This is a genomic window from Bacillus sp. SRL337, from assembly GCF_984799155.1.
In genome coordinates this window covers 4,372,398-4,397,960 of sequence record NZ_OZ481793.1, presented here as the reverse complement: position 1 = coordinate 4,397,960, position 25,563 = coordinate 4,372,398, and the positions used below count along the sequence as shown (strand labels likewise).

20 protein-coding genes are annotated in these 25,563 nt (G+C 37.0%); 12 read left to right on the top strand and 8 right to left on the bottom strand.

The genetic code is table 11. The annotated features are described in order from the left end of the window. Positions 1 to 189: 189 nt before the first annotated feature. Complete coding sequence (locus AC4E8A_RS21970) at positions 190 to 726, top strand: hypothetical protein (RefSeq protein WP_490195922.1); 537 nt, start codon at positions 190 to 192, stop codon at positions 724 to 726. 156 nt (positions 727 to 882) lie between these two features. Here AC4E8A_RS21970 and AC4E8A_RS21965 read toward each other — a convergent pair whose 3' ends face one another. The 5 genes from AC4E8A_RS21965 to AC4E8A_RS21945 all read right to left on the bottom strand — a co-directional run bounded on the left by AC4E8A_RS21965 (position 883) and on the right by AC4E8A_RS21945 (position 3,128). Further along, positions 883 to 1,434, bottom strand: coding sequence for a GNAT family N-acetyltransferase (locus tag AC4E8A_RS21965; RefSeq protein WP_490195921.1), 552 nt, complete (start codon positions 1,432 to 1,434; stop codon positions 883 to 885). Positions 1,435 to 1,613: 179 nt separating this feature from the next. Next, positions 1,614 to 1,976 (bottom strand): hypothetical protein, encoded by a 363-nt coding sequence (locus AC4E8A_RS21960; protein ID WP_490195920.1) that lies wholly within the window; start codon positions 1,974 to 1,976, stop codon positions 1,614 to 1,616. A gap of 150 nt (positions 1,977 to 2,126) precedes the next feature. After that, on the bottom strand, positions 2,127 to 2,483 hold the full coding sequence (locus AC4E8A_RS21955) for a hypothetical protein (protein WP_490195918.1): 357 nt from the start codon (positions 2,481 to 2,483) through the stop codon (positions 2,127 to 2,129). A 114-nt stretch (positions 2,484 to 2,597) separates the two neighbouring features. Next, positions 2,598 to 2,849 (bottom strand): hypothetical protein, encoded by a 252-nt coding sequence (locus tag AC4E8A_RS21950; RefSeq protein WP_490195917.1) that lies wholly within the window; start codon positions 2,847 to 2,849, stop codon positions 2,598 to 2,600. A 75-nt stretch (positions 2,850 to 2,924) separates the two neighbouring features. Next, a complete protein-coding gene (locus tag AC4E8A_RS21945) occupies positions 2,925 to 3,128 on the bottom strand; it encodes a hypothetical protein (protein WP_490195915.1) in 204 nt (67 codons plus the stop codon). 461 nt (positions 3,129 to 3,589) lie between these two features. Here AC4E8A_RS21945 and AC4E8A_RS21940 point away from each other — a divergent pair, with 461 nt between their 5' ends. Then, complete coding sequence (locus AC4E8A_RS21940; RefSeq protein ID WP_490195914.1) at positions 3,590 to 4,270, top strand: hypothetical protein; 681 nt, start codon at positions 3,590 to 3,592, stop codon at positions 4,268 to 4,270. A 156-nt stretch (positions 4,271 to 4,426) separates the two neighbouring features. Here AC4E8A_RS21940 and AC4E8A_RS21935 read toward each other — a convergent pair whose 3' ends face one another. Continuing rightward, positions 4,427 to 4,909: a helix-turn-helix domain-containing protein gene (locus tag AC4E8A_RS21935; protein ID WP_490195913.1), complete on the bottom strand. Its 483-nt coding sequence runs from the start codon at positions 4,907 to 4,909 to the stop codon at positions 4,427 to 4,429. A 145-nt stretch (positions 4,910 to 5,054) separates the two neighbouring features. Here AC4E8A_RS21935 and AC4E8A_RS21930 point away from each other — a divergent pair, with 145 nt between their 5' ends. From AC4E8A_RS21930 to AC4E8A_RS21885, 10 genes are all read left to right on the top strand, one after another. Then, on the top strand, positions 5,055 to 5,801 hold the full coding sequence (locus AC4E8A_RS21930; RefSeq protein WP_490195912.1) for a PDDEXK family nuclease: 747 nt from the start codon (positions 5,055 to 5,057) through the stop codon (positions 5,799 to 5,801). After that, on the top strand, positions 5,791 to 7,854 hold the full coding sequence (locus tag AC4E8A_RS21925) for a TnsB C-terminal domain-containing protein (RefSeq protein ID WP_490195911.1): 2,064 nt from the start codon (positions 5,791 to 5,793) through the stop codon (positions 7,852 to 7,854). Before AC4E8A_RS21930 ends, AC4E8A_RS21925 begins: the two co-directional genes overlap by 11 nt. A 4-nt stretch (positions 7,855 to 7,858) precedes the next feature. Further along, positions 7,859 to 8,740 carry a TniB family NTP-binding protein gene (locus tag AC4E8A_RS21920; protein WP_490195910.1) on the top strand — a complete coding sequence of 294 codons (882 nt, stop codon included), beginning with the start codon at positions 7,859 to 7,861 and terminating at the stop codon, positions 8,738 to 8,740. 70 nt (positions 8,741 to 8,810) lie between these two features. Continuing rightward, the gene (locus AC4E8A_RS21915; protein WP_490195909.1) at positions 8,811 to 10,127 is read left to right on the top strand and encodes a TniQ family protein; all 1,317 of its coding nucleotides are present in this window, start codon (positions 8,811 to 8,813) and stop codon (positions 10,125 to 10,127) included. After that, complete coding sequence (locus tag AC4E8A_RS21910) at positions 10,124 to 12,133, top strand: TniQ family protein (RefSeq protein ID WP_490195908.1); 2,010 nt, start codon at positions 10,124 to 10,126, stop codon at positions 12,131 to 12,133. The genes AC4E8A_RS21915 and AC4E8A_RS21910 overlap by 4 nt, the downstream gene beginning before the upstream one ends. Positions 12,134 to 12,241: 108 nt before the next feature. Next, positions 12,242 to 14,389: an AAA family ATPase gene (locus AC4E8A_RS21905; protein ID WP_490195907.1), complete on the top strand. Its 2,148-nt coding sequence runs from the start codon at positions 12,242 to 12,244 to the stop codon at positions 14,387 to 14,389. Then, the gene (locus AC4E8A_RS21900; RefSeq protein WP_490195906.1) at positions 14,383 to 16,170 is read left to right on the top strand and encodes a UvrD-helicase domain-containing protein; all 1,788 of its coding nucleotides are present in this window, start codon (positions 14,383 to 14,385) and stop codon (positions 16,168 to 16,170) included. Before AC4E8A_RS21905 ends, AC4E8A_RS21900 begins: the two co-directional genes overlap by 7 nt. A 298-nt stretch (positions 16,171 to 16,468) precedes the next feature. Then, entirely contained in the window at positions 16,469 to 19,774 is a 3,306-nt protein-coding gene (locus AC4E8A_RS21895; protein ID WP_490195905.1) for a metallophosphoesterase, read from the top strand. 333 nt (positions 19,775 to 20,107) lie between these two features. Beyond that, a complete protein-coding gene (gene ssb, locus AC4E8A_RS21890) occupies positions 20,108 to 20,506 on the top strand; it encodes a single-stranded DNA-binding protein (protein ID WP_490195903.1) in 399 nt (132 codons plus the stop codon). Positions 20,507 to 20,551: 45 nt separating this feature from the next. After that, positions 20,552 to 20,725 carry a hypothetical protein gene (locus tag AC4E8A_RS21885; RefSeq protein WP_490195902.1) on the top strand — a complete coding sequence of 58 codons (174 nt, stop codon included), beginning with the start codon at positions 20,552 to 20,554 and terminating at the stop codon, positions 20,723 to 20,725. A 265-nt stretch (positions 20,726 to 20,990) separates the two neighbouring features. Here AC4E8A_RS21885 and AC4E8A_RS21880 read toward each other — a convergent pair whose 3' ends face one another. Together AC4E8A_RS21880 and AC4E8A_RS21875 are read right to left on the bottom strand one after the other, a co-directional pair. After that, on the bottom strand, positions 20,991 to 23,813 hold the full coding sequence (locus tag AC4E8A_RS21880; RefSeq protein WP_490195900.1) for a DEAD/DEAH box helicase: 2,823 nt from the start codon (positions 23,811 to 23,813) through the stop codon (positions 20,991 to 20,993). Beyond that, positions 23,806 to 25,443 (bottom strand): hypothetical protein, encoded by a 1,638-nt coding sequence (locus tag AC4E8A_RS21875; RefSeq protein WP_490195899.1) that lies wholly within the window; start codon positions 25,441 to 25,443, stop codon positions 23,806 to 23,808. Before AC4E8A_RS21875 ends, AC4E8A_RS21880 begins: the two co-directional genes overlap by 8 nt. Between the last annotated feature and the right edge of the window lie 120 nt (positions 25,444 to 25,563).

Sequence of the window (25,563 nt, the reverse complement as noted above, 5' to 3'; positions counted from 1 at the left end):
TGCGGTGCTTTTTGCATATAAAAATGGTCCAGTTTATGAACTGGACCATTCCTTTACTTGTATTTATTTTCAGTCGTTACTCCATTAAAGCCCCCTTTACTTGAAGATGCTTCCAGTTAAAAGTAAATAAAAGAGTAATTGTGTGTTAGAATATAACTGAATATTTTATATACTCATAAGGGGTGGAATATGAAATATATATCACTTATTTTGTTAAGTGTTTTCTGTTTGTTATTAGGAGGTTGTAGAGTTATCCTTTTTGAAGAAGCACTTGAGAACCCTGTTACAAAATATAAAATGGATGCTAAAGTTTATATAAAGCGTGCAAATATAATAATACGAAATAAAACCAATCTTCCTCCAAAGACCGAGTTAGCAATTTCTATTCAACCATATTCAGAAAATCAACCTTTAGGCAAAATACAAACATATGAAGTTGAGCCACAAAAAGAGAATGTCACTATTACAACAGTGTTCGTGGATGAAGAAGGAAAGGTGGAACCAGTCGTAATCGATAGACCAGACCCTTCAAAAAGATACAGAATTGAAATATCAGTTAAAAACGAAAATACTGCCGAAGACAACAAGAAAATTTCACTTGCAAAGTATATCAATTTAATGAAAATTGAAGACCCAGATGGAATAGGAGCAAACTTGACCTTTTTATCAATGGCAGAGATAAAAGAGCTGTTTCAGACTCCTATGCAGGCAAACAAAAACGGTTAATATGAATTTATTAAAGGAACCTTCCATAAAACAGGAGGTTCCTTTTAAAATGCCCGACGCTGGTTGTTCAATTAACCGTTAGCCGAAGATACTCTGACATAACCAGGGCGGGGGGGCTGTTTGTTCGCCAAACGCCCCTTCTACACAAATGAAAGACTACACTCTGATTTCTTCCCACTCTTTTCTCAAGATACCCATCTTAATGGCATCAAAGTATTCACCATTAACCATTCTAGCATCTCTGATTCTTGCTTCTTCTTTCATTCCTAATTTTTCTGCTACCTTTACCATTCTAGTGTTTCCTGACCAAGTTGACATTCCCAGTCTGTGCAGGTCAGTAGATGTAAAAAGATAATCAACCCATAGTTTGTATGCTTCTGAACCATAACCGCCGTTCCAAAAATTACTGTCATAAATAACGATTCCTGTTTCCAGCCAGTTGGTGTTTCTATCTACCCAATAGGACCCGACGTAACCAACGGCTTTTCCCTCGCATTTGATAACAAGAGCAGCAGGAAATCCAGTGAAAATTTCTTGCTCCCACTCGGTACAGTACTCTTCTTTAGATTTCTTTTCTTCAGGAATATAAGGTCCATTCCACTTTTTTGCTTCCTGTTCTTTTTCTTCAAACTTCCAATAATATAACTTTTCAATATCTTCTGTTGTTACTTCTTTTAAAACAACTTTGTCACCAGTAAGCTCAATCATAGTTAAAACTCTCCCTGTATTTTATCTACATAGTAACTTTACCATTATTATCTTATTCCGTTAACCTGCCCTTTAACTTAATACCAATTATTTCAAATCCGAGCAACTTACTCAAGGAAAACTTACATTAAAAAAGAGCTTACCCTGTTCTGGATTAGCACCTGTTACTTAAAGAAGGATTAAGGTTTTTTATTCGAAACATTTATCATCAAAATGGTTGAAATAAGGTAACAGACTAGAGGATAGTAAACTAATGGTAGAGTATCAGGGATAATAAAGGGTTTATTTCCAATATACTTTACTAAGGGTAAACTAATCAAAAAGGCTAATAGCATTAGATGAGTTTTACGAAAAACTACTGCAACTAAAGCTATGCAACTTGGTATATAAAGAAAAATAACGTATTTCAATCTTAATATCCATATCCAATCTTCAATAGTGTCTCCAGTTGATTTTGGTATATAGTCTTTCCATATATATAGCCCCATTAAAGAACCAACAATCCCTATAATAGTTGCAAACAAAAACCTATTCTTTTTCACTGAGACAACCCCCTTCTTAGTAATACTGTATTCATTACTAAGAAGGTAAATAACACTTATTTAAATATCCCGCTTATTAAAACCTGCCCTTTACCTGAACAGAGGGCGGCTGCTTGTTCAGCAAACGCCCCCGATTGTTGAAGATTAGAATCATTTATCTGTATTCTGTAGATATTCAATCATTTCTTCATAATCATAAGTTTTTAAAACCAAACCATTTTCATCAAATACAATAAATGCTGGTTCTTTTTTTAATTCTAGTTGAGGATATTGCTCATTCAATGACTCAAATGCGGATGTATTTGTAATAGGTCCAACATTGGTTATGTTGTTCTCCTGTAGTAAATCAAGTGTAATTTCTTTCCCAACAGCTTGTAAAGAATACTGGTGACCATTACTAGGTAAAAGATTCGGATGAACTCGAGCCAAATCGTCTTTTTCATTTGTACACGCCAATAGCATTGATAAAATTAATAACATCAAACTTCCAATAGTAATCTTTTTCATAGTTCTACTCCTTAACATTAATGTTCCAGCAGCAGTCAAATACTTTACTTCATTAAAGAGCGACGACACTTTGTTTAGCAATCGCCCCCCTTTGTTGAAGAAAGAGAAACCTTTTTAATTGCCTGAAGAAGATATTGGAGTCATTGAGTTAGCAATGATTTTCAATTGTTCTAATGTAATTTCCTCGCCTCTTGATAATATAGACAGCGTATGGAATGCCTCATTGTCTTTCGTCCAAATAATTGTTTTATTCTCTTCATTATCTTTCCTTATCTTCGCTTCGATGCCACTATCTAATTTAATCGTTTCTGCCCCATCCTTATCAAATTTACCAAGACCTTCTAAATAGGAGGTTGTGAAATGCACGACAATTTTATCATTTTTTTCTTCAGCGACAGATACAAAATCTAAGGCTGTAAGAGTTACCTTTCCATCGGACGTTTAATCTTTATGATAGCTTGGTTCCTCTATTGTGAATGGAAACTCGGTAGGAACAATCATTTTTTCTTGTATTTCCTCAGGCAATTCATTTACTTGGTCAAAAAATGCCTGCGGATACTCATCGAGAGGTAACTGATAATTAGTTTGGTTAGTACAAGCTACCATCGATAAAGTTAATAACAAAATACTTAGCAGTTTCTTCATAGAAAATCTCCCCCTTTAAAACCTTTACGAATAAGAAAAGTATAAAGTTTCATACAGCCCCTTATTCCATTAACCTGCCCGTTAGTGGAACAACGAGCCTTCATACCCTTTATATTTATTTTAACATAAATATCCATTTACCCTTCGGAAAACAAGCAAAAAATATATCATTGATAAATTTTACGAACTTCTTATAAACGCAATTAACATACAATTTGCAGGTTAAAATGTAGACATATACTGCACAGTATACATTGACAATTCAGGGTGCAATTTACCTTACAAATATAAAGCAATTACAACGGAAAACGTGATTATATCAATAAAAAAATGACTACAAATTGCAGTGCAATTAAGTAGTCATTTTTGGTTACATTTTCAATGTTTGTGATAGGTAACGGAACCCGTTAATTGTTTATAACCTACTTTTAAATGGGGAGAGGATTATGCAGATATCCAAGGTGAAAAAAATTGTAAAAGAAATGGCTGAAATATATAGAGAGCGGCATATAAAGCAACAGTTGGCACCCAATGTCAAACGAGGAGTAATTAAGGATACATCCGCTGAATTTGAGGACTTATTCGGAATATTGCTAGGGAATGTATTAGGTCAGGACTATCAGATACTAGTTTCTCAAACACTATCATTACTACTACCAGAAGATAAGTGGAAGATAACAAAGAGAGTGAGAAGAGATAAAAGACCAGTTATGAAGAAAATATTTCATAAAGAACCAGATATATTAGTTTATAGGAAAAGTGACTTTAACATCGTCGCTGTTTTTGACTTGAAAAATGATGTCGGTTGGACTAGTACAGGATGGGTAAGGAGTGCAAAAAACTTTCTGCAGCTACTTGCGGACGCCAAATTAATTTCATATAAAGTTAAAGGAGAAGGTACAGCAAGCTCCGTCTCCTTAGTTTATCCAGGCGAAGTATTTTATGGTTTTGTTAGTTTGAATCTGGAAAATGAGCATGGTAAGATGACAGATTACAAACAAGAAATGAAAGGCCTTCCACTATACATATTGAATAAGAATGTTCATCTAAACAATTTTAAATATGTATCAGATAGGACTATTATTGATGGAAATGTATCTACATGGATTCGGTTAATAAATGACATAAAAACCATTAAATGAAATGAAAGAATATTATTTAGATTTCAGATTAATTTATAAGGGAATTGAAATAAAGCATTTCGTTATGATCTAGGTGAGTGTACCTAGATCATTTTTCATTAGAAAAAATAATATACACTTTTGTTTGTAAATACCCTATTGTCTACAGATGATATTCTAAATTAATGAATTTCTGAGTTTATTTTTATTATATAAATGCTCGTGATCAAGTCCTGCTTCCTCAATGTACAATTCTCGGCCATACCTACACTGATTACATATGCTAATCAAATTATTCAAGGATTCTTTCTTTGTGTCTGTCTCAGGATCGATAAAATCTACATCAATTTCGAATTTTGGAGCCTTTTTCCCGCATAGTTTACATTTGAAGCTATCTCGTAATAGAACTTTATATCTAATCAAGGGGCTAATTAAAAATTGATCAGCAATATCTGTGTCGTATCCTGACAAACGGAGAAGCAAGATACTATCAATATCTAGTGCTTCTGATATTTTTAAAAGTTTATCTTTGGAAGGTTTATGTTCTCCTCTTTCAATCTTAGCTATTTGAGAATAGCTTATCCCTGTAGACTCCGCTATTTCCCTTAATGTAAATTTTTTTTCGATCCTTGTTGTTCGTAAAAAGGAACCGATATCCATCTCATCACCTCTACTCTATATTACTAAAAACATCCACCTTTAGAAATCCATTAATTTTATTAATATTTGCTTTTAATTATGGAGATATTTATAATTAGTGTCAAGTATACGACAAAACGACACAATATACGTTGGGGTGGATATATTGACAGATACATTATGGGAGCAATTTGATAAATTATATGAACCAAAAAGAAGTGTTAACAACAAATTGAGTTGGAAAATGCCACACTCTAAGGGCTCGTATTATAGCAAGAAGATGAATAGAACTGTTGAATATGAGTCACTTAGTGAATGCCTTTTTTTTTACTTGCTTGAATTGGACCCCTTGACTGAAAAATACTATGTCCAACCAGTTGAAATTGATATTCCTTACTATGATAAAGAAGGAGAACTGTGTTCCTGGGCACACATCCCTGACGTTTTGGTTTTTAGGAGCGGGACTAGACCCTGTTTATATCAAATAAAATCTTCTAAGGAAGTAACTCCTGTAATGAAACGGATAAATAAAAAATGTTTATCCTATTCAGAAAAACAAAATTGGCATTATAAGGTAGTACACCCGAAGGAGCTTCCAGAAAGTATAAGATATAACATCAATTTCTTAATCTCCTTCACAAGAAGTAACCCCTTCTATCTGGATTTCATAGATGAAATTATTTTTAAACTGAAATTTTTTAAATCGATTACAATTGGCGAACTGGCAATGAGTTTTCGAACAAAGGCAGATCCACTGTTTATTCTTCCAGTTATTTATCACCTGATATCTATGGGAGAGGTGAATGTAAACCTCACCGATAAAATATCAACTGAATCAGTATTACACTTTGGCAAATGCTCATTGGAGTTTGAAAATTTCTTTTCTATGGAGGGAATTTTTGATGAAGGTTAATCAACTTGTAGTAAACGGAAAACTTTCTTACAAGGGGAGAAAGTATGTGATTTTGCAAATCGATCCCCCCACTCTTACCATAAAGAGATTTGACACCGATGGAGAGGTTATAGAGATAAATTTCATTGATTTAATTACAGATGCTTCTTTCAAGCCGAGCATCAATCTTAAAAAGAGAATAAAAGAAGATGAAAAGGCTTTTAAATCGGAACTTGAACACCTTTCCGATAAGGAAAGGGCTAAGGTTGAAGGGCGGTATGAGATTATTAAACCCCTTTTAGTTTTTGAAAAGGTTAAAAATAATGATTTTCAGGGTTTTTACGAATTTATGGATTATCATAAGGAGTTTTTAAAAGCTGATGAAAACTTAATGAAGATCAATAAAGAGGTGTTGATAAATCGAATTGCCAATAAGCATGGAGTCAGCGGGAGGACAGTAAAAAGGTACTATTATGACTTTAATAAAGCCTCAAGAGATGATTTTGATGGAGAAGAAGGGTTAATCTCTAAAGCGGGAACAGGGCACTTATACAGAAGTGATAACAAGACAATTAATATCTGCCATCCTCAAGATTCAGAGATGGTGCTGCAAACTCTAACTGTTCGTATTTCAGAAGAGTATATTCCAATCATAAAAGAGGTTATAGAAAAGGAATATTTAACAGTAAAAAAACCCAAAAAAAAGGAGATTTATGACTCTATAGCCATTCGTTGTTCCGTGGAAAAATTGAAACCGCCACATAATATAACAATATATAAGTTACTTGGCAGGCTCTCAGAAAAGATAACGGACCGAATGCGTCTTGGTAAAGTTGCTGAACAAAAGTATCAAGATATAACAAGGGGTTATTCCAATAAAGAAGCACTCTTTCCTCTTCATATAATAGAAATTGATCATACTTTACTGGATTTGGATGTGCTTGACGAGACAGGGCAAGTTGTTGGGCGTCCATGGATAACACTGGGGGTGGATGTGTTCAGCAGAATGGTTTGGTGTTTTCACATTTCGTTTGAGCCTCCCTCTGCAAACAAAGTCAGAAAAGCAATTCAACAAGGAATATTATTTAAGAAGACTAAGGAACAGTACCAAACTACGAACGAGTGGCCATTATTTGGAGTACCCAAGACCATAGTGTTCGATAACGGGAAGGAATTTGATAATTTTCAAATTAAGAGATTGATCAACCAAACCATCAAATCAAATGTTAGGTACCGCCCCGTTGCTACTCCCCGCTATGGTGGTACCATTGAAAGGTTATTTGGAACACTAAACACAGAGTTGATTCATCGACTTGAAGGGACTCGTAAAAGCAATGTTAGGGACTTAGGGGAATACGATCCTGAAAAAAAGGCGTTACTCACATTGGAAGATGTAAATGAGTTGTTGAGTAAATATATAACTGATATATATCACTACCAACCACATCGCGGATTACCATTAGACCAACCTACCCCAATATCTCGATTCTATGAGGGATTAAAATTTAGCGGATACCCTGAATTTGTACCTCAAGGAGAGGAAGACGTATTTAAGATTAAACTGTTACCGACAGAAATGAAGCCCTACACACGAGATGGTATTAGGATGGATAATCGGATTTATAGGTCACCAGACCTTACGTCTCTTATCGATAAAAGAGAAAAAAAATACAAGATTAAGTACGATATTGATGACATAAGTAAGGTGTATTTATTACACCCAGAAACTAACGAATTTGTAATTGTTCCTTGCTTTCAGCCATCTGCTGATATCGTGAAGGGAATGAATCGCTTTACTTATCGGTTGATTCTAAAGGAGATGAGGGAGAAGGGGAAAATTGCTAGTGGTAAATATGCAAATGATCAGCAAATCCTCCATGAGAAAGCTGACCTTCAACGAAGATTGAAGGAGAAGTATAAAAAAGGAAGGAAAGCAAGACAGCAAGCACAACGAACCAACTTTGAGGTGAATGTAACAGAAGCCAAGCTAACCAGTTCGGGTAGCACCAAGCCTAGGTACCAGGACTTACTCGAGCTGGCACTTGAAAAAGAAAAACAAGCGAAAGGAGATTAAAATAATGTCAACTACCTATCAAGAATTCGCAAATAGAGTAGGCTCTTTGTATGTGGAACATGAAAATATCAAAGAAATATATACTCTTCTTGATGCTATTCAAACCCATCAAAGATTCAACGCAAAATGCAAGCATTTATTTGTTTTAGGCGGCGGTAATGTTGGTAAGTCAAAAATGTTGGAAAACTATATGGAAAAAAGTCCTGGCTATATAGAGGTAGACGAGGAGGGAACCGAAATTGATATAAAACCTATTATATGTCTAGAAACCCCTCATCCATTTACATTAGCAGAGTTGTACCACTCCATCCTAGAAAGTTTGGGTAGTTCTAGAATAGATGGGAGGATAGGGGACTTAAAGGATAGAGTTCTATATCTCCTCAAGAAACAAAAGGTGAAAATGGTGATTTTTGATGAAATCCACAACATTCTTACATCAAACTCTGTCAGCAATAAAGCGGCAATGGAGCACCTAAAGCATATTACCAACAAAACTAATGTCTCGTTTGTTTTAGTTGGAACGCCTGTAGCTAAGTCTCTTCGCGACCTAGATGATCAATATAAATCAAGATATAGGGTTAAACATTTGAAGAGGTTTGAAAGTTGTGACGGAGAGTTTTGCAACTTTTTAGAAGAACTTGAAGAACATATATCCCCTCCTTCCCCTTTAAATCTTGGGAAGATGGATACGGGGTTACCTCAACTTTTGCACTATATGAGTAAAGGAAAAGTGGGTTTCCTTGTTCCGATTATTCAAGAGGCATATAGGTTAAAAGGTATTTTTGAGGAAGATTTTGCTGACTTTTCAAAAGCGAGGTTAAGTGCTTCAGATATAGATAGAGCATATAAAGTATTTATTGGAGAAGATGAGATTGAGGAAGACTAGTACTATTTAAATTTCATAAAAACGATTATTTGGGGCAAACTACCCTTAAAAAGTAAAAGGGTGAAAAACCTTGCTACCAAAGATAACTGTAAAATGTAAGCCGCAAAAGGGAGAATCCTTGTTAAGCTACCTCATAAGGTTGGCAGCTAAAAACAGAATACCTTTTTTGACTTTTTTGAACATGTTCAATAAAAATCAAGATTTTCATATGCAAAAATCAAAAGTTGATCGTTTATGTTTTTATCCGAATACTCTTTTGGATATCGATGCTTTAATTAGATTGACTAAAACAACGGCTTCGTCCCTTGAGTCATGTTCATTTTATTTTTTACTGAAGCAATTTGCAATAGAAAAAGATATAGGTAAGATCCGCTTATTATCTGGATACGTTCGAAGCAAATTATTTTTTTGTCCCTCCTGTTTATTCGAGAAGCCGTATTACAAATTGTTGTGGAAAGCGGAAAACGTAAATATTTGTCTTGAGCATAAGTGTTACCTTTCTAATTGCTGCCCCCACTGTAAAAAAGATATTTATTACAAAGAGATTGTTAACATCCTAATATGTCCCAATTGTTCAGGAACTTTAAAAACTGTAAAACCAGCAGTATCCATAGTAACCAAAATTGATCAAGAGAAACAAGCCTGGGTACAGGAACAATGGGACTTTTTAATGGAGATCAGGAACCAATCCAAAGTGGATATAAAACAAGTCTCTATAAGGCTACTGTATTTGCTAAATGGGGAGAGGTCGGACCAACTATCTAGGGAATGTATACAAGAAATATTAACTACCCCTTTAGAGTTAGCCAAATTACTTCAACATGCTAGAGGAACATTGACGGAAACAAGAACTCTTCATATTTCTTTTCTGTTTGATGTGTTATACAGGGTGAAAAGTTCCTTTAAGTATTTATTTGAGGTAGAGGTTCCTCGACCATTTTATGGTTTAATTTCTTCAAATAAATCTCCGAGGTCAGTTCAACTTGATTTGATAATACCTAAAAAGCCCTCCAAAAGGAATGAGACCAAGCATAAAAAAATAACGGAGGCATTAGAGGAGTTTTTAAAAACTGGAGAAGAAATTACGATTAGTAAAGTCAGTCAGAGTGTAGGAGTTTCGATAGGGTCTATTCGCAACTGGGATTGTAATAAGGTTATTGCAGAATACAAACAAAAGCAAAAGGAGTTAAAAATACAGCAGGAATTGACTGTAATTAATCAGAAAGTAGATGACTTTTCGGACAATTTTAGAGGGTCTATCACGGCAAACGAGTTTTATGATTATTTAGGCATCCAAAGGTGTATTTTGTGGAGAAAGGCTCCTGAATTAACTGCATATATAAACAGTGAGCTGAAAAGAAAAAATAGGGAGGGGAGTTCCATATGACATTTGAAGATAGAAAAATAAAGTCCTTAGGGATTAGACCAGCTTTAAAAACAGGGGAATCTTTAAGTAGTTTTATTTTGCGTCTTTGTCATGGGAATAAAATTAGCTTTCAAAATATGCTAAGAATGATTAGGACTAAGAGTATCATTAAAAGAAATGAGTTCCAAATAGATATTTTCCCAAGAGAGTTTCTTGATATCAAGACATTGTCTGAATTATCTAGTGTACCAGGGAACAGCTTATGTTCCCAATCTTATGGTGCAATCTTTCAGAAAATTTTTGGTGATAAAAACGCGAAAAAAGTTAAATCGTTTAAAGTCGACCTTAATCATTTGTTAATAACAGACAGAAGAAGGTATTGCTTAGAGTGCATTGCTGAAAGTGAATTTTTTCAGTTGTACTGGCAGGTTAAGAATATCAATTACTGTATCAGACATCGAACAGAATTGGCTGAATCCTGTAATGTGTGTGGACATTTTCAACCTTATATAAATGAGTCGTTGATACATAAAGTATGTTATCACTGTGGATATCCACTCGCTGGAAAGCATAACAGTCAAAGAATCAAGGGCGGAAGTAGTAACCAATATCAATTGACAAAAAGTTGGTTGTTTTTATTAAACCCTAACCTCCCCATCATTACTCCTTTTCGGGAGCTAAACCATGAAAAATCAGTTGCTCTAACTCTTTTATACGTTCAGAGCATGAACAAAGATAAACAGGTGTTTACCTCTAGGGTTAAAAGTAAGTATAGAAGTTTAATTCGAGAAGCCAAATCCCCAAGAACTGTCTTAGTTTCAGACCTCCTTAATGTCTCGAGGGTAATTAATACGCCTATCGATGATTTGCTAGCAATTAAAGTACCATCAAATTATGAACCTTCACTTGATAGTTTCAAAGATTCATATCGCGAACTAGAGATTTGTTCAAGTCCATGGTGTAAGAATAAAGGAAGTAATAAAGCTATTAAAAGAGTGGTATCGAACTATAAACGGTTGAAAGGTAAATTTGAAAAACTATCGGTATGTACTTCCTGTTTCATTCGCTATGCCTATAATAAAGAAAGCGGGCGATGGGAAGATGTTGATAATCAGCTAGAGATGGTTGAAGATGTTATTCTCTTGTTGGAAGAAGGGGCAAGTATTGAAAGGGTAAAAAAATTAGCTCGTGTTAAAACATATCCTATAATAGGGTATATTTTATACCATCGATTAATACCAACTAAGAGAATAAAATCTTTTGGGGTAGGACATATACCAACTAATAGGTCCGATTTTTTTTATGAAATTTTCGAATCCTCTAAGTCTATGTACTTTGATAATCTTTTTAATTGTGCAGAAGAGCTTTTTGGTTGGAAAAAGGTTGACCTTGCCTATTATTTAGCTACACCTTCAGTTCAACATGAGCTGAATTTCACCGATCAAATACACAAAAGAAGTTACTACGAGGGTAAGTCTCGTGTAGCAAAACAAGTTGATGAAATTATTGCAACATTATTATCAAAAAATGATAGTTTTACTCTTTCCGAGGTAGCTAGTTCACTTGGTAAAGATCCTGCAATTCTTCGGCATTATTGCTTAGATAAGGAAATAAACGAGAAAGTTAAAGCACAACAAGAGAAACAAAATACTACGGAACTTGAGGAGATATCTACAAAAGTGACTAATTACTTCTTGAGAAAAAGTTCGAAGGAAAGCCAAATGCTTAAAGTCGCAGATGTCTATAAAGACCTGGGTTTCAAAATAAGTTACGTTAGACGCAACCATCCGTCAGTAAGTGGGCTTATCTCAAAGAATGTGAGAAAGCATAATAAAGAAGTTGCTGAATTAAAAATAGAGGAGATATCTGATGGAGCTGTCAAAGCTGCGGAAAACCTCTGGTTGAGTGGAGAGAAGGTCACGATAAAAAGAATAGGGCATGAACTGGGAATTCCCCCTAAAACCCTATATTCGTACCCTAAGGTTAAAAAGGAAATTTTCATATGGAAAGCTAACCGAGGTATTTAAATAACATTCTATCGCCTTTACTTCGACAACTTATTACCAAATTTACCAAATTCCTTATCAGTGTTAGAATATGTATATAAAATCCAGTTTTACTTTATAGGAGGAAATATGCATATTTCTAGAATGACTTTAAGAAATTTTAGGAACTTTAAATCCGTAACTTTTCATTTCACACCAGGAGTTAACACTCTTATTGGTGAGAATGGCTCAGGTAAGACCAATGCCTTTTTTGCCCTCAGATTAATGCTGGATAACAACCTTCCCAACAGTGCTGCAAACCTAGTGGAAACAGACTTCAATCGTAGTCTTAATAGTTGGAAGGGCAATTGGATTATTATTACCTTAACCTTTGAAAACTTAAATTCTAGTGAAGGTGCAAATCTTTTATCCCATAAGGTAGAGCATCTTGAGGAAGAGAAAACAAGTGGTTCCTATCATTTTTATTTCAGACCAAAGAAAAAATTTCGGAAAAAGTTATATGAATTATCTCAATCTGAAGATAAGAATCATGACCAGCTAAATGAAATTTTAGAAGAAATGACAATAAAAGATTATGAAACAGTTTACCATTTTCGTGGTATAGCTGACTTTTCAAAGGATGAGATATACAAAAGCCTAGTAGGAGATTTTGAGTCCATAGAATTTCCTAACCCAGATGAAGAACAAAAAGGCCTTCTTGGTACGGCAACCTCTCAGGTTTATATGATACGTTCAGAATTAGCATGTACTCATATTAAAGCGTTAAGGGATGTAATGTCAGAATTACGTAGAACGAGACAGAGTCCCTTATTAAACTTATTAAGAGACAGTGCTAAAAACATTCAAGTCAGTGACTCCGAAAAAATTATAGATCAAGTGGCAGCTTTGAATGGTGCCATCAGTGAATTAGATGAAGTCAGTGATTTAGCTAGCCGCGTGAAACAGACAATTGATTCAACAATAGGCTTTACTTATGCACCTGAAGTAAGCATACGCTCAGAATTACCAGAGGATATAAATAAGCTGTTTCAGTCATTAACACTTTGGGTTGGTGATGGAGACAATGACAATCATCAAGGAAAGTTAGAAGACCTCAGTCTCGGGGGAGCAAACTTAATATATATTACACTTAAGCTATTGGAATATGAATTCAATCAGCCTAAAGAAGAAAAAGCGGCTCATTTTCTTTTAATTGAAGAACCTGAAGCACATATTCACACACATATACAAAAGACGATGTTTGAAAATTATCAATTTCAAAATACACAAGTTATTACTACTACTCATTCCACGCATATTTCTTCAGCAAACAAGATTGATTCGGTCAATATATTATGTAAAGAAAGTAATGAAACAGTTGTTTGTCATCCAAGTAATGGTCTGTCTACAGATGAATGTAGAAGGATTGAAAGGTATTTGGATGCTACAAGAAGTACTTTGTTATTTTCAAAAGGAGTCATATTGGTAGAAGGGGATGCTGAGTTGATTCTCATTCCTGCTTTATTTAAAAGCGTGTTTGGAGTGAGTCTAGATGAAATTGGTGTTAGCTTAATAAATATGAGTAGTACTGTTTTTACCCACATTGCTGACCTTTTCCATGATCAAAGGATAAAAAGAAAATGTGCAATCATCACAGATTTTGACCAATCCCTTATTTCGTTTGAAGGAAAAAACTATAAAGAACTAACAAAAAAAGAGCAGAAATTTTATAATTCAGCGGAAAAGGGAAAAGAACGAAGACAAAAATTAGACGCCTACTGTGAAGATAACCCATGGGTGGACGTGTTTTACGCTGATTATACATTTGAAGTGGATTTTGTTTTGCAAGGAAATGAACCAGAAATCGCCAGAACTTTAAAAAAAGTATACCAAAGAGATAGAGAGAGCCAACTTTCCTTAACTGAGTTAAAGTCAAAAGATGAGTCTAGAGTGGGAATAGAAACACTTCGACTGGCGGAGAAGGTTGGGAAAGGATGGTTTGCATTGATACTAGGAGATGTTATTACATTTGAAACTTACATCCCAACTTATATTCTTGAGGCAGTTGCCTTTTCAGCAGGGCACCTTGGAGTTAAACATATGGAAAAAATGGCAAAGTATAGAGTTGACAAGATCGGTAATGAGGAAGAGTATAAAGAATTTCTGTCAAGGTTATCTGCTTTAACTCAAGACGAAAAAACCTTAGATAGGTTAGGGGAAATCACTAGTGATTATTTAGAGGATTATGATGATTTGTTTACGTTCCTAGATGCTTATAAGGAAAGATTTTTATGTTAAAAGGGTTGAATGATCACCAGCTAAATGCAGTAGTCTCTAATACAAATACACTAGTTTTAGCTTGTCCTGGAAGTGGAAAAACCCGAGTATTAACAAGGAAAATAGCTTATGAATTAGAACGTTTAAACAGCAAAAAAAAATTTATCGTGGCATTAACTTTTACTAATCGTGCGGCTGAAGAAATCCAAAAAAGGATTGATGAATTAGGTATTCCACAAGAGCGACTTTGGGCAGGGACAATTCATTCATTTTGTCACCAATGGATTATTAAACCTTATGCAGAAGCAATACCAGATTTGGTTAATGGCTTTACAATAATTGATGATTTTAAAAAGAATTCTATATTGAACCATTTAAAAGAAAAGTATTCTCTTCCTGCCTTTCAATCAATAAGTACAAGTATTGACAGGGAAGGTAATTATATAGAGAGGGAACCAATACATGAAATTATTGCAGAAGAATTTCATAAGAGCATATTAGATAATAAAGAGGTTGATTTTGACTTAATACTTTATTTCTCCTATAAACTTCTTGAAAGACATGAAAAAATCAGAAGGCATTTATCACGCTTGTTCAGCTATATTTTTGTAGATGAATACCAGGATACATCTGATTTACAATATGGGATTATTGGTCATATAATCAGGCAGAGCAAAAATGAATGTAAACTTTTCCTTGTAGGAGATTCCGATCAGGCTATTTATAGTTCGCTGGGAGGGGTGTCCAAGTCATTAGAAGAGATTTGCGAGGAAATAAACAGTCGGGAAATGAAGCAACTAGTATTACCAGGGAACTACAGGTCTACACAGAGGATTGTGGATTTTTTTAAAAATTTCCAGTCTGAGGATTTAAATATCCAAGCCCTAGGAGGGCATTCAAAAGAAAATGGGTTTATTAGTCTTGATGATACCATTGATAAGGACGATTTACCGAATGAAATTGCTAGAATTATTACGTACTATCTTGAAAAGGGCCTGTCCCCAAATGAAATATGTGTTATTGCCCCTCAATGGTATTTTCTCACTCCATTAGCTAGAAAGTTAAGGTCTTTATTACCTGACACCCCTTTGGAGGCACCAGGTTCGACACCTTTACCGAGGAATAAGGAAAACTTTTGGTGGAAACTAGCACGATTATTTCTGACAGAGGTAAACACCCAAAATTCTTTGAATCGGTTTAGGTGGATAAAGCAAGTTTTTCAAGAAATTAACGACTATGCTAACGAATCTTTTGGGCTTGAACACAATGATTGCAGAAAGTATCTTAAGCTAATAAATTCAATAAAGCCAGATGAAATTAAAGGGATCCGCTACTTACAATTAGCATTCGAAGAATTCTTCGATTGCCTCGAATTAGACTTTAACCATTACCCAACACTCAAAGATCAGTGGGATATGTTTTTTAACGGTATTAGAAGGCGATATGAATTAGAAGAATTCAAGGAAGTTCCAGATGACATTGCGTATTTTAAAAGTATGTTTAAACCATCAAGTGGTGTAGTTATTAATACCTGTCATGGAGTTAAAGGGGAAGAGTTCGAGACCGTAATTGCATTTGGTCTACTGTGGGGATATGTACCTCATTGGAATATAATAATGAATGAAATTGATGAAGTGGTTAATTCTTCATCAAGAAATTTGTTGTATGTAATAAGCTCTCGTTCTAAAAAAAATATACACTTATTCGCGGAATCGGGTAGAAGTACAAATTCGGGTAGACCCTATAGAATAAATAGGCACTTAGCAAACATTAGATTTGAATATGATTATTTACCAGTATAACTAGAATAATTCAAAAAGCTGACTTTAGATATGTAAATAGCATATAAAATGCACTGGATTTCAATGAAATCATAGTGCGTTTTTTTATTTATATGAATTAGTAGACTCTGAAATAATCTGTGATCAAGCATCTAATCAGCAATAATTCCCTATATAAGTTCGTTGGGGTTGGTACGTAATTGGTTTTAGAAAATATTGGCCTCAGCACAACTATATTACATTTATTTCGATTAACCTACTACACATCTAGCCAAAAATTCTGTAAAATTAAATCATTCCATAAAAAGGGAGTAAATTAATGAGAATAGTTCATTTATCAGATGCCCATTTCAATCCCGATAGATCTTCCGCTTTTGTAAATAATATCGTTAAACCGCTTATACGAGATTTGGTAGCCTTTCATGAAGAAAGACCTATTGATTTAATCTGTTTTACAGGTGACTTAATTGATAAAGGCGGACTTAACAATGCTAAAAGAGCTTTTGAACTCTTTAAAACAGTTTTTATTGATGTGGTCCTTTCTGCTTTAGATTTACCAGCTGACCGCTTTTTAATGATTCCTGGGAATCATGACGTGGAACGCCAGCATGTTCATAAATTCATAGAAAAACAGTTGCAAGAAGTACTTACAACTAGGTTGGAAATTGATGAAAATATGAATGACCCTAAATTGCTCAATTTAGAAAGGTTACAAGCCTATAAGGAGTTTCAAGATCAATATTACTCTGAAGTCCCGAACTTTAATCAAAATGAATTTGGTTATGCACTGTGGCTTGAAGTGGATGGAAAAAAGGTAGCTGTATCTGGGATAAATAGCTCTTGGAGATGTTTTGATGAAAATGATAGAGGGAGGTTGATAGTAGGGAGAAAACAACTCGATGTCATAGATAGCCATTTTATTGATAGGGAATTTGATCTAAAGATTGCTTTAATGCATCATCCGTATGATCATTTATTAGAACAAGATAAAGATGTAATTGAGGGAATTATGACAAGAGATTATGATTTACTGCTAACAGGGCATGTTCACCGTTCTAGTTCCCATTTTTATCAAAATAATTTAGGTCATGGTACTATCCGTTCGACTGCAGCTTCAAATTGGAACGATAATATTGTAACTGAGAGTGTAAAACACTGTAATGGATATACTGTCATAGATTTTGATGACACAATGGGTAGAGCTGTTCTACATAATCGTAAGTACAGTTTTGATAAGTTAGGCTATATTTCAAACACTGAGATATCGCAGAATGATGATGGAACCACTTGTTTTGAGCTTCCCACAACGGATATAAGGGAACAATGGAAGAAACATTCAGAAATTATTGAAAAGATTAAGTCTAACTATTTGCCAATCCTAAATGAAAAACTTCTTGTTTATAATACAGATACCCAAGCTCCTAAGGAGTTGGAATCTTTATTCGTCTTACCTAAAATAGTAGTGAAAAATAAGGATAATCATTTTGAAGCAAAAGGTTCAAGTGATACAGATTCAAAAGACGAAGAAACTTTAGATTTAGAAAGTCTTTCAAACACAAAAGAACACATTTTCTTACTAGGTGATCGTGAAAGTGGAAAGTCCACTTTGTTATATCGTGTACTTCAATACTCAACAAAAACTTCACTAGAATATAAGAGAATTCCCGTTTATATTGATTTAAAGAAATATGATTCAAGATCCAATATTATAACAGAAATCGCTAAATATTTTGGTGTGATAAAGGATGAAATTGAAGAGATTCTAAAGACAAATAAAATATTGTTATTACTTGATAATGTTACTTTTTCTCGTAATCAAGAAAAGTTTTTAAATAGGTTGACTGAAGATTTGGAGAGGTTTCCTAACATTGTAGTAATAGCTACCTCTGAAAATCAAGGTGATGGAGAGATACCTATTGAGTATCTTACCCAACCATTTTTCACTATTTGTAAAACTGCTAATATAAAGCACTTTCAAAGTAGCCAAATACGGACCTTAATGAAAAATTGGTTCGGTTTAAGAGAAACCGATAAATTAGATGAAAAATTTGAAAGTATTGTTGACACTTTTCATTCCTTAAACATACCAACAACACCGATGGCAGTTTCAATTTTTCTATGGATTGTAGAAAAGCAAGAAGATTATAAACCTAAAAATAACGCTGCAATGCTTCAAAACTTTATTGAAAAGCTATTAGATAAACATAATAATATTGAAGTCCGTTCCGATGAATTTGATTTTCATAATCAAATTAGTTTGCTGGTTCACATTTCAAAGGAAATGTTCGAAGCTAATCATATCAATTATCGTTTGGACAGTTTAGAATTAAAAAAGATTATTCAGAAGCACTTTAAAGATTTAGGGTGGTCACCCAGAGGGGTTGGAAAGAAACCGTATTATGATTGGATACCAGAGTATTTTGTGTCAATAGGTCTTTTTATTGAGGAGCAAACCGAAGAAGATACATTTATTAAGTTTAGATTGAATTGCTTCTTTCAATATTTTCTTATGCAAAATATTGATATTGATCCCGATTTTAAGGAATTAGTATTCAGCGAAGATCGTTATTTAGAATTCTTGTCTGAAATTGATTACTATACTGCTCTTTATCGTACAAAAACAATTGCTCTCAAAAGGGTTGTTACATTAATGAATCAATCGTTTGATGAGTTAAAACGGTCGGGGATTTTTAAAGATGGATTTATAGGTCGCTCATTTGATGAAATATTTAAAAATCAGGAACCACAGATTGCTACTCAATTTAAAACTGCCGAAGATATAGAAGATTTTATATCCACATCAAGGATTACAGAAGAAAAAGAAGATGAAATTAATGACAAATTGTTAGAAGATAGTAATTCAGTAACGCCTCAAGTGCAAATTGTAAATAAGGAGCCGCAAAATGAATTTTCAAAGGTAAAAGTACTCGAAAGGTCATGGGTGCTTGCTGCCAGAGTGCTAAAAAACTCAGAGGAATCAAAAGACTCAGAGTTTAAGAAACAGGCATACAAAGATATCTTGGGGAATTCATTAGTATTTATGAGTTTATATTATGTCTTGCTTTCAAAGATATCTAAAGAAGTTGCTTCTGAAAATAAAGAAAACCACGAAGATTTAGCGATAGGAACAATCCCTAAGGACTTTATTGATACATTAATAAAGTTTTTACCATCAGTTCATCAACTTGCACTTTTTCATAATTTAGGGACTTCAAAATTAGATGCAATTTTTAAGGAGCATCTAGACGAGATTATTGATAATGATAATGTGAGTTTGATTCATAAATTTACAGCCCTATTTATCTATAGTGATTTACACCCAACAGACGAACAATATTATTTAAAAAGAATGATACCTTCTCAAGTTGAAAATATGATAAAAGATTTTGTTTTTACCAAGTTAAATCAATATGCCTCTAAAGATGATAGTACTAATCAATCTTTTTATCCCGAGCTAATGAAGAAATTTTTACACATGGATGAGGGAAATAGATATCACCCAGGAAGGCAAAGTAATCAAGAAAAAACTAAAAAGAATATAAGGTACAAACAGTTACTGGCAAAAGTGAAAAACGGTCGTGCCGTTAGGAAGCCGAAAGTTAAAAAGCCAAAAGGAGTTTTTTAGCATTAGCAATAATTGTTTTTTAGCATTAGCAATAATTGTTTTTTAGCATTAGCAATAATTTTTAATGGAGTAATTATTGCTAAGGGGATTAACACGCCAGTTTCTGGTGTGTTAATTTCTTTCATTTTACTTTTCAAGGAAAGGTGAAGGGGTAACATATTTAGTTATAATCATTTATTTAATCTTCACTCCTTCGGCAAGATGGAGAAATGAAACTTTAAATTATACTTTTGCGACTTAATGACAACTTTAATTATAAGAAATGACAATAATTAATTATTATTTTGAGGTTTTATCTATATTATTTGTGACATCATTAATTATAACTCACAGATGCGTTACACCGCTGATGGGAAGGCAGTGCTGAACGTCACGTTGGCGGTCAATCGTCAGTTTAAAAATCAGGGAGGAGATTATGAAGCTGATTTTGTGCTTTGCACGATGTGGAAGCGGGCGGCTGAAAACACGGCAAAGTACTGTAATAAAGGCTCTGTTTTGGGCGTGGTAGGGCGCATTCAGACCAGGAATTATGATAATGAGACCGGCAAGCGGACTTATGTGACGGAAGTTGTAGCGGAACAGGTGAAGTTCCTGGATGGAAGGCCGACGCAACAACAGCCTCTTCCGGCGAAGCCGCAGCCTCAATCACAAACCCAACCGCAGTCACAGTCTCATCCACAGGAGCCGCGGCAGAGTAATCCGGAAGTCGAACAGGCGCAACCGGTATTTTAATGTGAGGCACGTTTGGCTTATGACTAAATCTGGAGGGCGTCCATAATGAACAAGAGCGAATCGACGGAAAGATTGATTGAAGATCTGATAAGGAAATTGGCAAGAGCCAATGTAGAGCTGTACTATCTAACACAGCGGGTGACACTGCTTGAAAAAGAGTTATCATCCGATAAGCCCCAAAGAATGTCATTTATCACCACATCATCCAAAGCGAACTAAATTCCAAAGTCTTGTCTTATTTCATAACCTGAACCCCGTACCAACCTTCTGCATATCTTCTTAAAGAAAAACTCAATAGCTAGCTATACTTCGACTTTCCACCCCATTATTGGCCGGTTCCTCATAGAATCGGCTCTTTCTTATGGAGGTTCACTTTAGCGCTTTAAAGCAGCTGGGGACTGTCCCCAGCTGCTTTAAAGCGCTAAAGGATTCCAGTCCGAAAAAGCGCAAACCCTTCATCAACAGGGTTTGCGCTTTTTGGATATTATTCAAGTGACAACAAACTATGCAAGTCACGGTCGGAAAGCTCGGTCATCCACTGGTCGCTCTGGATGACTTCATCGTTCAGAGCCTGCTTCTTTTCAAGCATCATATCGATCTTTTCCTCAAGTGTTCCGGAGGCGATCATCTTATGAACATGCACGAAGCGGTTCTGGCCGATGCGGTAGGCACGGTCGGTAGCCTGGTTTTCGACTGCCGGGTTCCACCAGCGGTCATAGTGGACGACATGGTTGGCTGCTGTGAGATTCAACCCTGTTCCGCCGGCTTTCAAAGAAAGCAGGAACACAGGGAATTCCCCGTTTTGGAATCGCTCCACAAGGGTGTCACGCTGGACTTTCCCCATGCTTCCGTTCAGGAACGGAACATCGATGCCGAACTTCTCTTTCATCACATCCTGGATCATTTCTCCCATGGAAATATACTGAGTGAAAATCAAGCACCCTTCACCGGATCCCAGCACAGCTTCAATAATCTCCACAAGCTTTCGCATTTTCTCAGAGCGGTTCTCTATATTGGCGGGTTCTGGCTCTTTCAAATAGAGAGCCGGGTGATTACAAAGCTGTTTCAACCGATTCAGCATCTGCAGCACAAGCCCTTTTCGCTCGAACCCGCTCAAAGCTTCCAGTTGCGCGAACGTATCTTTGATAAGCTGCTCATATAGAGATGCCTGTTCAGCTGTCAGAGCACAATACTCTTTCTGCTCGATTTTATCCGGCAGATTGAGCTCGACTTCCGGATCTTTTTTCGTGCGGCGCAGAAGGAATGGCCTGATTTTCGCCTGCAGTTCTTTCACTTTCGGTTCATTTTCTTCTTTTTCGATCGGAACGATATATCGCTTTTGGAACTGAGAGAATCCGCCAAGGTAGCCGTGATTCAAGAAATCGAAAATGGCCCACAGCTCGGATAAGCGGTTTTCCATTGGAGTCCCTGTCAACGCGATATGGTGTTTGCCTTCAAGCTTTCGGATGGCACGGGACTGCTTGGTATTGGCATTTTTGATGTTCTGCGCTTCATCCAAAGCAATCGCATTCCATTCAATTGTCTCGAGTTCCTCAAAATCAAGATGAGACAAACCGTACGAAGTCAGGACAACGTCGACGTCCAGCAGACCTCTTGCAAACTCGATCCCTTTATCGCGGCTTTGGCCATAGTGGAGCTTTACCTTCAAATCCGGAGCGAACTTTTCAAGCTCCCTCTGCCAGTTTCCGAGAACAGAGGTCGGCGCAATAATCAATGCAGGTGCCTTGGGGTTCTCAACAGATTTTACTACTTGGAGATAAGTGATCAGCTGTACCGTTTTTCCAAGCCCCATATCATCCGCAAGGCAGGCGCCAAAACCGTACCGGCGCAGGAAAAGCATCCAGCTCATTCCTTGCTGCTGGTAAGGACGCAGCTCTCCCTGAAACGGGTCAGGTGTCGGAACAAGCGGCACTTCTGCTGCATTTGTCAGGGTATCGATCATTTTTTTCATCGACCGGTTCAAATCTATTTGGATTTTCGCGAACTCATAAGGATCATAGTCCTCTTCTTCAGGAAGCCCATCGTCTTCATCGCGTGGCACAAGCTGCTGTTCAAGCATATCCTGAATTGAAATTCCTTCCTGTTTCGCCTTGCTCATCAATTCCTGGATGCGGCGGATCATCGCCGGATCAAGTTTCATCCACTGGCCGCGGATTTTTATCAAGCGCCGCTGATCATTCACTAGATTTTGAAAATCTTCTTCCGATAAATCAACGCCATTCATGGACAGGCGCCAGTCAAAGTCCAGCATGGCATTCAGGCCGACAAAGGATGGCCGGTAAGAACTGTCTGTATTTTTCACCTTTGCCTTGACGGTCATCTGGGCATCTTTCATTGCCTGCCACCAAGCAGGGAGAAGGATCTCAATATCAAGATCAAGGAATTTTTCACTCAATACAGTGAGAAAATCCCACGCATCATGCTCATCCAGCGAATTCCGGATCTCCCCGCCCTGGTCCAGAAGCGGCAGCATTTTCAGCCAGCGGCTCTGTTCCTCTTTTACCGTATCGAGATGCTTTTTATAAGAAGGAGGCAATTTGTCTTCACCAAGCGAGTAGACTTTATTGTCGCGTTTTTTATCACGCAGGATGGTCTCCAGCTCCCATGGATCATGTTCTTCCAGCGGTTCTGTCAGGCGCAGTCCCAGCGTGAAGGGCAATTCATCCTCCGTCAGGCCGACCCATTCACTCCATTTTTCCTCATCAAAATAAGCATGAAGTTCTTCCGGTGTCAATGTACTGTCCTCAAGTTTTTTCAACCGGGTGAAAAGGTGGTCGCTGCCTCCAGAAGAAAGCGACTGGCGGACGGCTCGCTGATACCAGTCCGAGACGAACTCTTCAGCGGACTCCTCGCCGATATTCTCCTGCCAGAACTCAGCGGGAAAGTTATCCCACAATTCAGCGGGGACCTGAAAGGTAAGCCCGTTCTCCGCCATGTCTTCAAAGCGGGGAATCCATTTGCCTTCCTGAATCGAATCGTACATGACCGGGGCAACAGCCTGGCACTTCTGCCCGAGTTCATCCCAATGCCAGTCAATCATCCCGCTGAAAGATTCATCGGCAAAAAGCAACAGAAGGTCCCAGCTCGAAACCTCAATGCCTTTCCGTGTGCCAATATCTTTCTGACCCACCATCGTCCCGTAATAGCTTGGTTCATGCCAAAGAAACAGCTGGTTCTTCCAGTCATCCACCGGCAGATCAAAGCCGCTGTCATTTTCACAGTAAAGGAAGAAGCGGCCGTTATTCAAAGGCTCTATATACACATGCAGCATGCGCGTCTTAAGCATCGATCAGCTTCCCCTTTCTGCACTCTTCATGGAACGCACGAAGACGTTTTGTTCTGTCCAGGACCAAATCAAAATAAACTTCCCATTGGTCGGTTTTCTTGAGTTTTTTATATAGTGTCCGCAGTCTCTTTAAATATTTGACCGCCTGCTTATAATTATCGCGGCTTCTGCCCGCAAGATAATGCTCGATTCCTTCATGGTAAAGAGGGAGGACGAATTGCGGAGCTTCCTTCGCGGCATCCCGAAGGCCCAAGTTATCCATTTCCCTGAGCTCATACCCGACAAAGCGCTGCAGCTCGACCCATTCGCGGTATGATTTTGTCCCAAGCAAAAAGTCGTTGTACCAGTAATAGCTGTAGGGGAGTAGGGCAACGAGCAGCTTCCGGAGAAGGCCGTGCTCATTTTCCGTCATCCAGTCAATCGGCAGGGTCCGTAGAAACCATCGCGTGAAAGCAGCACTGTCATAAGAAGGCAGACTGTTGACATAGGCAGGCACCTTCGGCAGGATGCTTTTTAAAAACGCGACACCCTGCTCATTTTTTTTGTGTTGAAAAAGCTGTTCCAGCCAGAAATCGGAGTAGGGAACAATCTCTGTGTCCAGTTTCTCGATTTCCTTTGCGGCCAGTTCATTTTCTTCTAAAAGGATATATTGATGCAGCAGTGCCAGGGAATAGAAGATATCTTCAGGGTTGCGTTCCTCCCGGAGCCTTTCTACCTCGGCCTGGCGCCATGCTTTTTTCTTGAAAAGGAAGTACCAAAGGAAGCGGTAGATTTCCGCTTTGGCCAATGTGCTGTTATCAGTGGAAGAAGTCAGTTCCTCGGTTTTCCCTTTTAAAAATTCAATGAAGGGATCGAACCGGAACGGCATCGCATGCACTGATAACTGTTTGACGCTGTCGAACATCTCATCGATTAAAAATTCATAATAAGTGGTGTCCGCATTCTTTCCTCTGTAAAACATCATCATTCGATCAAAGTTCTGAAAAAGAAAGAATGTGGCATATAGCTGATAAAGCGGCTTCCACTCGCGTTCAAAGGGTGCCTCCTTCATCAGTTTCCGGAAAAAATTTTGGATATGAAGGTCAAGCAGGTGCGAATGCCGGTGAAACGCATCTTTATCCCACTGATCAAACTGATACTGGAAGAATTCCCACCATTCGTCCGGTGTCTCCCCTCGCTGCTTGCGGTCCTTTAGAAGATCGCTTGCTTTTTTAATGCTGCCTTCGTGTTTCTTTAAAATATCTTGAAGGTTCGCCTTTTTCTCAGGAGGAGCAGCTGCCTCTGACTCCGTTGGTGTTGTGCGCCACTTATGGATCCAAGTGGTCACAGGCTGGGCCTTGCTGTACACGGCAAAAAAAGCAGCCATGCGGTGGCGGCACCAGACCTGCGCCGGGCATGAACATTTGCTGAGGCGGGGGAATTCCAGTTCAAGGGTAACCTTGACCAGGGTGACATCCTGGACATCTGCAGTAATCGTGTCATCATGAAATTTTATATTGGAAACAAGATTCTGCCGGAACAGCAGCAATCCTTTTTGGACAATCGCCTGTTTTTCACTGCCGTACGGAAGTTCTTCCAGCAAGTAATCGCTTAGTGGTGTCAATCTTTCCTGTAATTCCTGTGCATTCATAAGGATTTGCCGCCTCCTGACTGATTCCGTTCAAAAATTAACCATTCTATTATTATAACGCAAATCAGACCGAAAATGGAGAGGGCTGGATATCCTGTAATCACTTTAGTACTTTAAAGC

Bases quoted from the DNA above. Each gene is read 5' to 3' on its own strand.
- AC4E8A_RS21900 (WP_490195906.1), top strand. From the start codon at position 14,383: ATGTTAAAAGGGTTGAATGATCACCAGCTAAATGCAGTAGTCTCTAAT.
- ssb (WP_490195903.1), top strand. From the start codon at position 20,108: ATGCGTTACACCGCTGATGGGAAGGCAGTGCTGAACGTCACGTTGGCG.
- AC4E8A_RS21905 (WP_490195907.1), top strand. From the start codon at position 12,242: ATGCATATTTCTAGAATGACTTTAAGAAATTTTAGGAACTTTAAATCC.
- AC4E8A_RS21910 (WP_490195908.1), top strand. From the start codon at position 10,124: ATGACATTTGAAGATAGAAAAATAAAGTCCTTAGGGATTAGACCAGCT.
- AC4E8A_RS21965 (WP_490195921.1), bottom strand. From the start codon at position 1,434: ATGATTGAGCTTACTGGTGACAAAGTTGTTTTAAAAGAAGTAACAACA.
- AC4E8A_RS21885 (WP_490195902.1), top strand. From the start codon at position 20,552: ATGAACAAGAGCGAATCGACGGAAAGATTGATTGAAGATCTGATAAGG.
- AC4E8A_RS21925 (WP_490195911.1), top strand. From the start codon at position 5,791: ATGAAGGTTAATCAACTTGTAGTAAACGGAAAACTTTCTTACAAGGGG.
- AC4E8A_RS21970 (WP_490195922.1), top strand. From the start codon at position 190: ATGAAATATATATCACTTATTTTGTTAAGTGTTTTCTGTTTGTTATTA.
- AC4E8A_RS21920 (WP_490195910.1), top strand. From the start codon at position 7,859: ATGTCAACTACCTATCAAGAATTCGCAAATAGAGTAGGCTCTTTGTAT.
- AC4E8A_RS21935 (WP_490195913.1), bottom strand. From the start codon at position 4,909: ATGGATATCGGTTCCTTTTTACGAACAACAAGGATCGAAAAAAAATTT.
- AC4E8A_RS21895 (WP_490195905.1), top strand. From the start codon at position 16,469: ATGAGAATAGTTCATTTATCAGATGCCCATTTCAATCCCGATAGATCT.
- AC4E8A_RS21955 (WP_490195918.1), bottom strand. From the start codon at position 2,483: ATGAAAAAGATTACTATTGGAAGTTTGATGTTATTAATTTTATCAATG.
- AC4E8A_RS21945 (WP_490195915.1), bottom strand. From the start codon at position 3,128: ATGAAGAAACTGCTAAGTATTTTGTTATTAACTTTATCGATGGTAGCT.
- AC4E8A_RS21875 (WP_490195899.1), bottom strand. From the start codon at position 25,443: ATGAATGCACAGGAATTACAGGAAAGATTGACACCACTAAGCGATTAC.
- AC4E8A_RS21880 (WP_490195900.1), bottom strand. From the start codon at position 23,813: ATGCTTAAGACGCGCATGCTGCATGTGTATATAGAGCCTTTGAATAAC.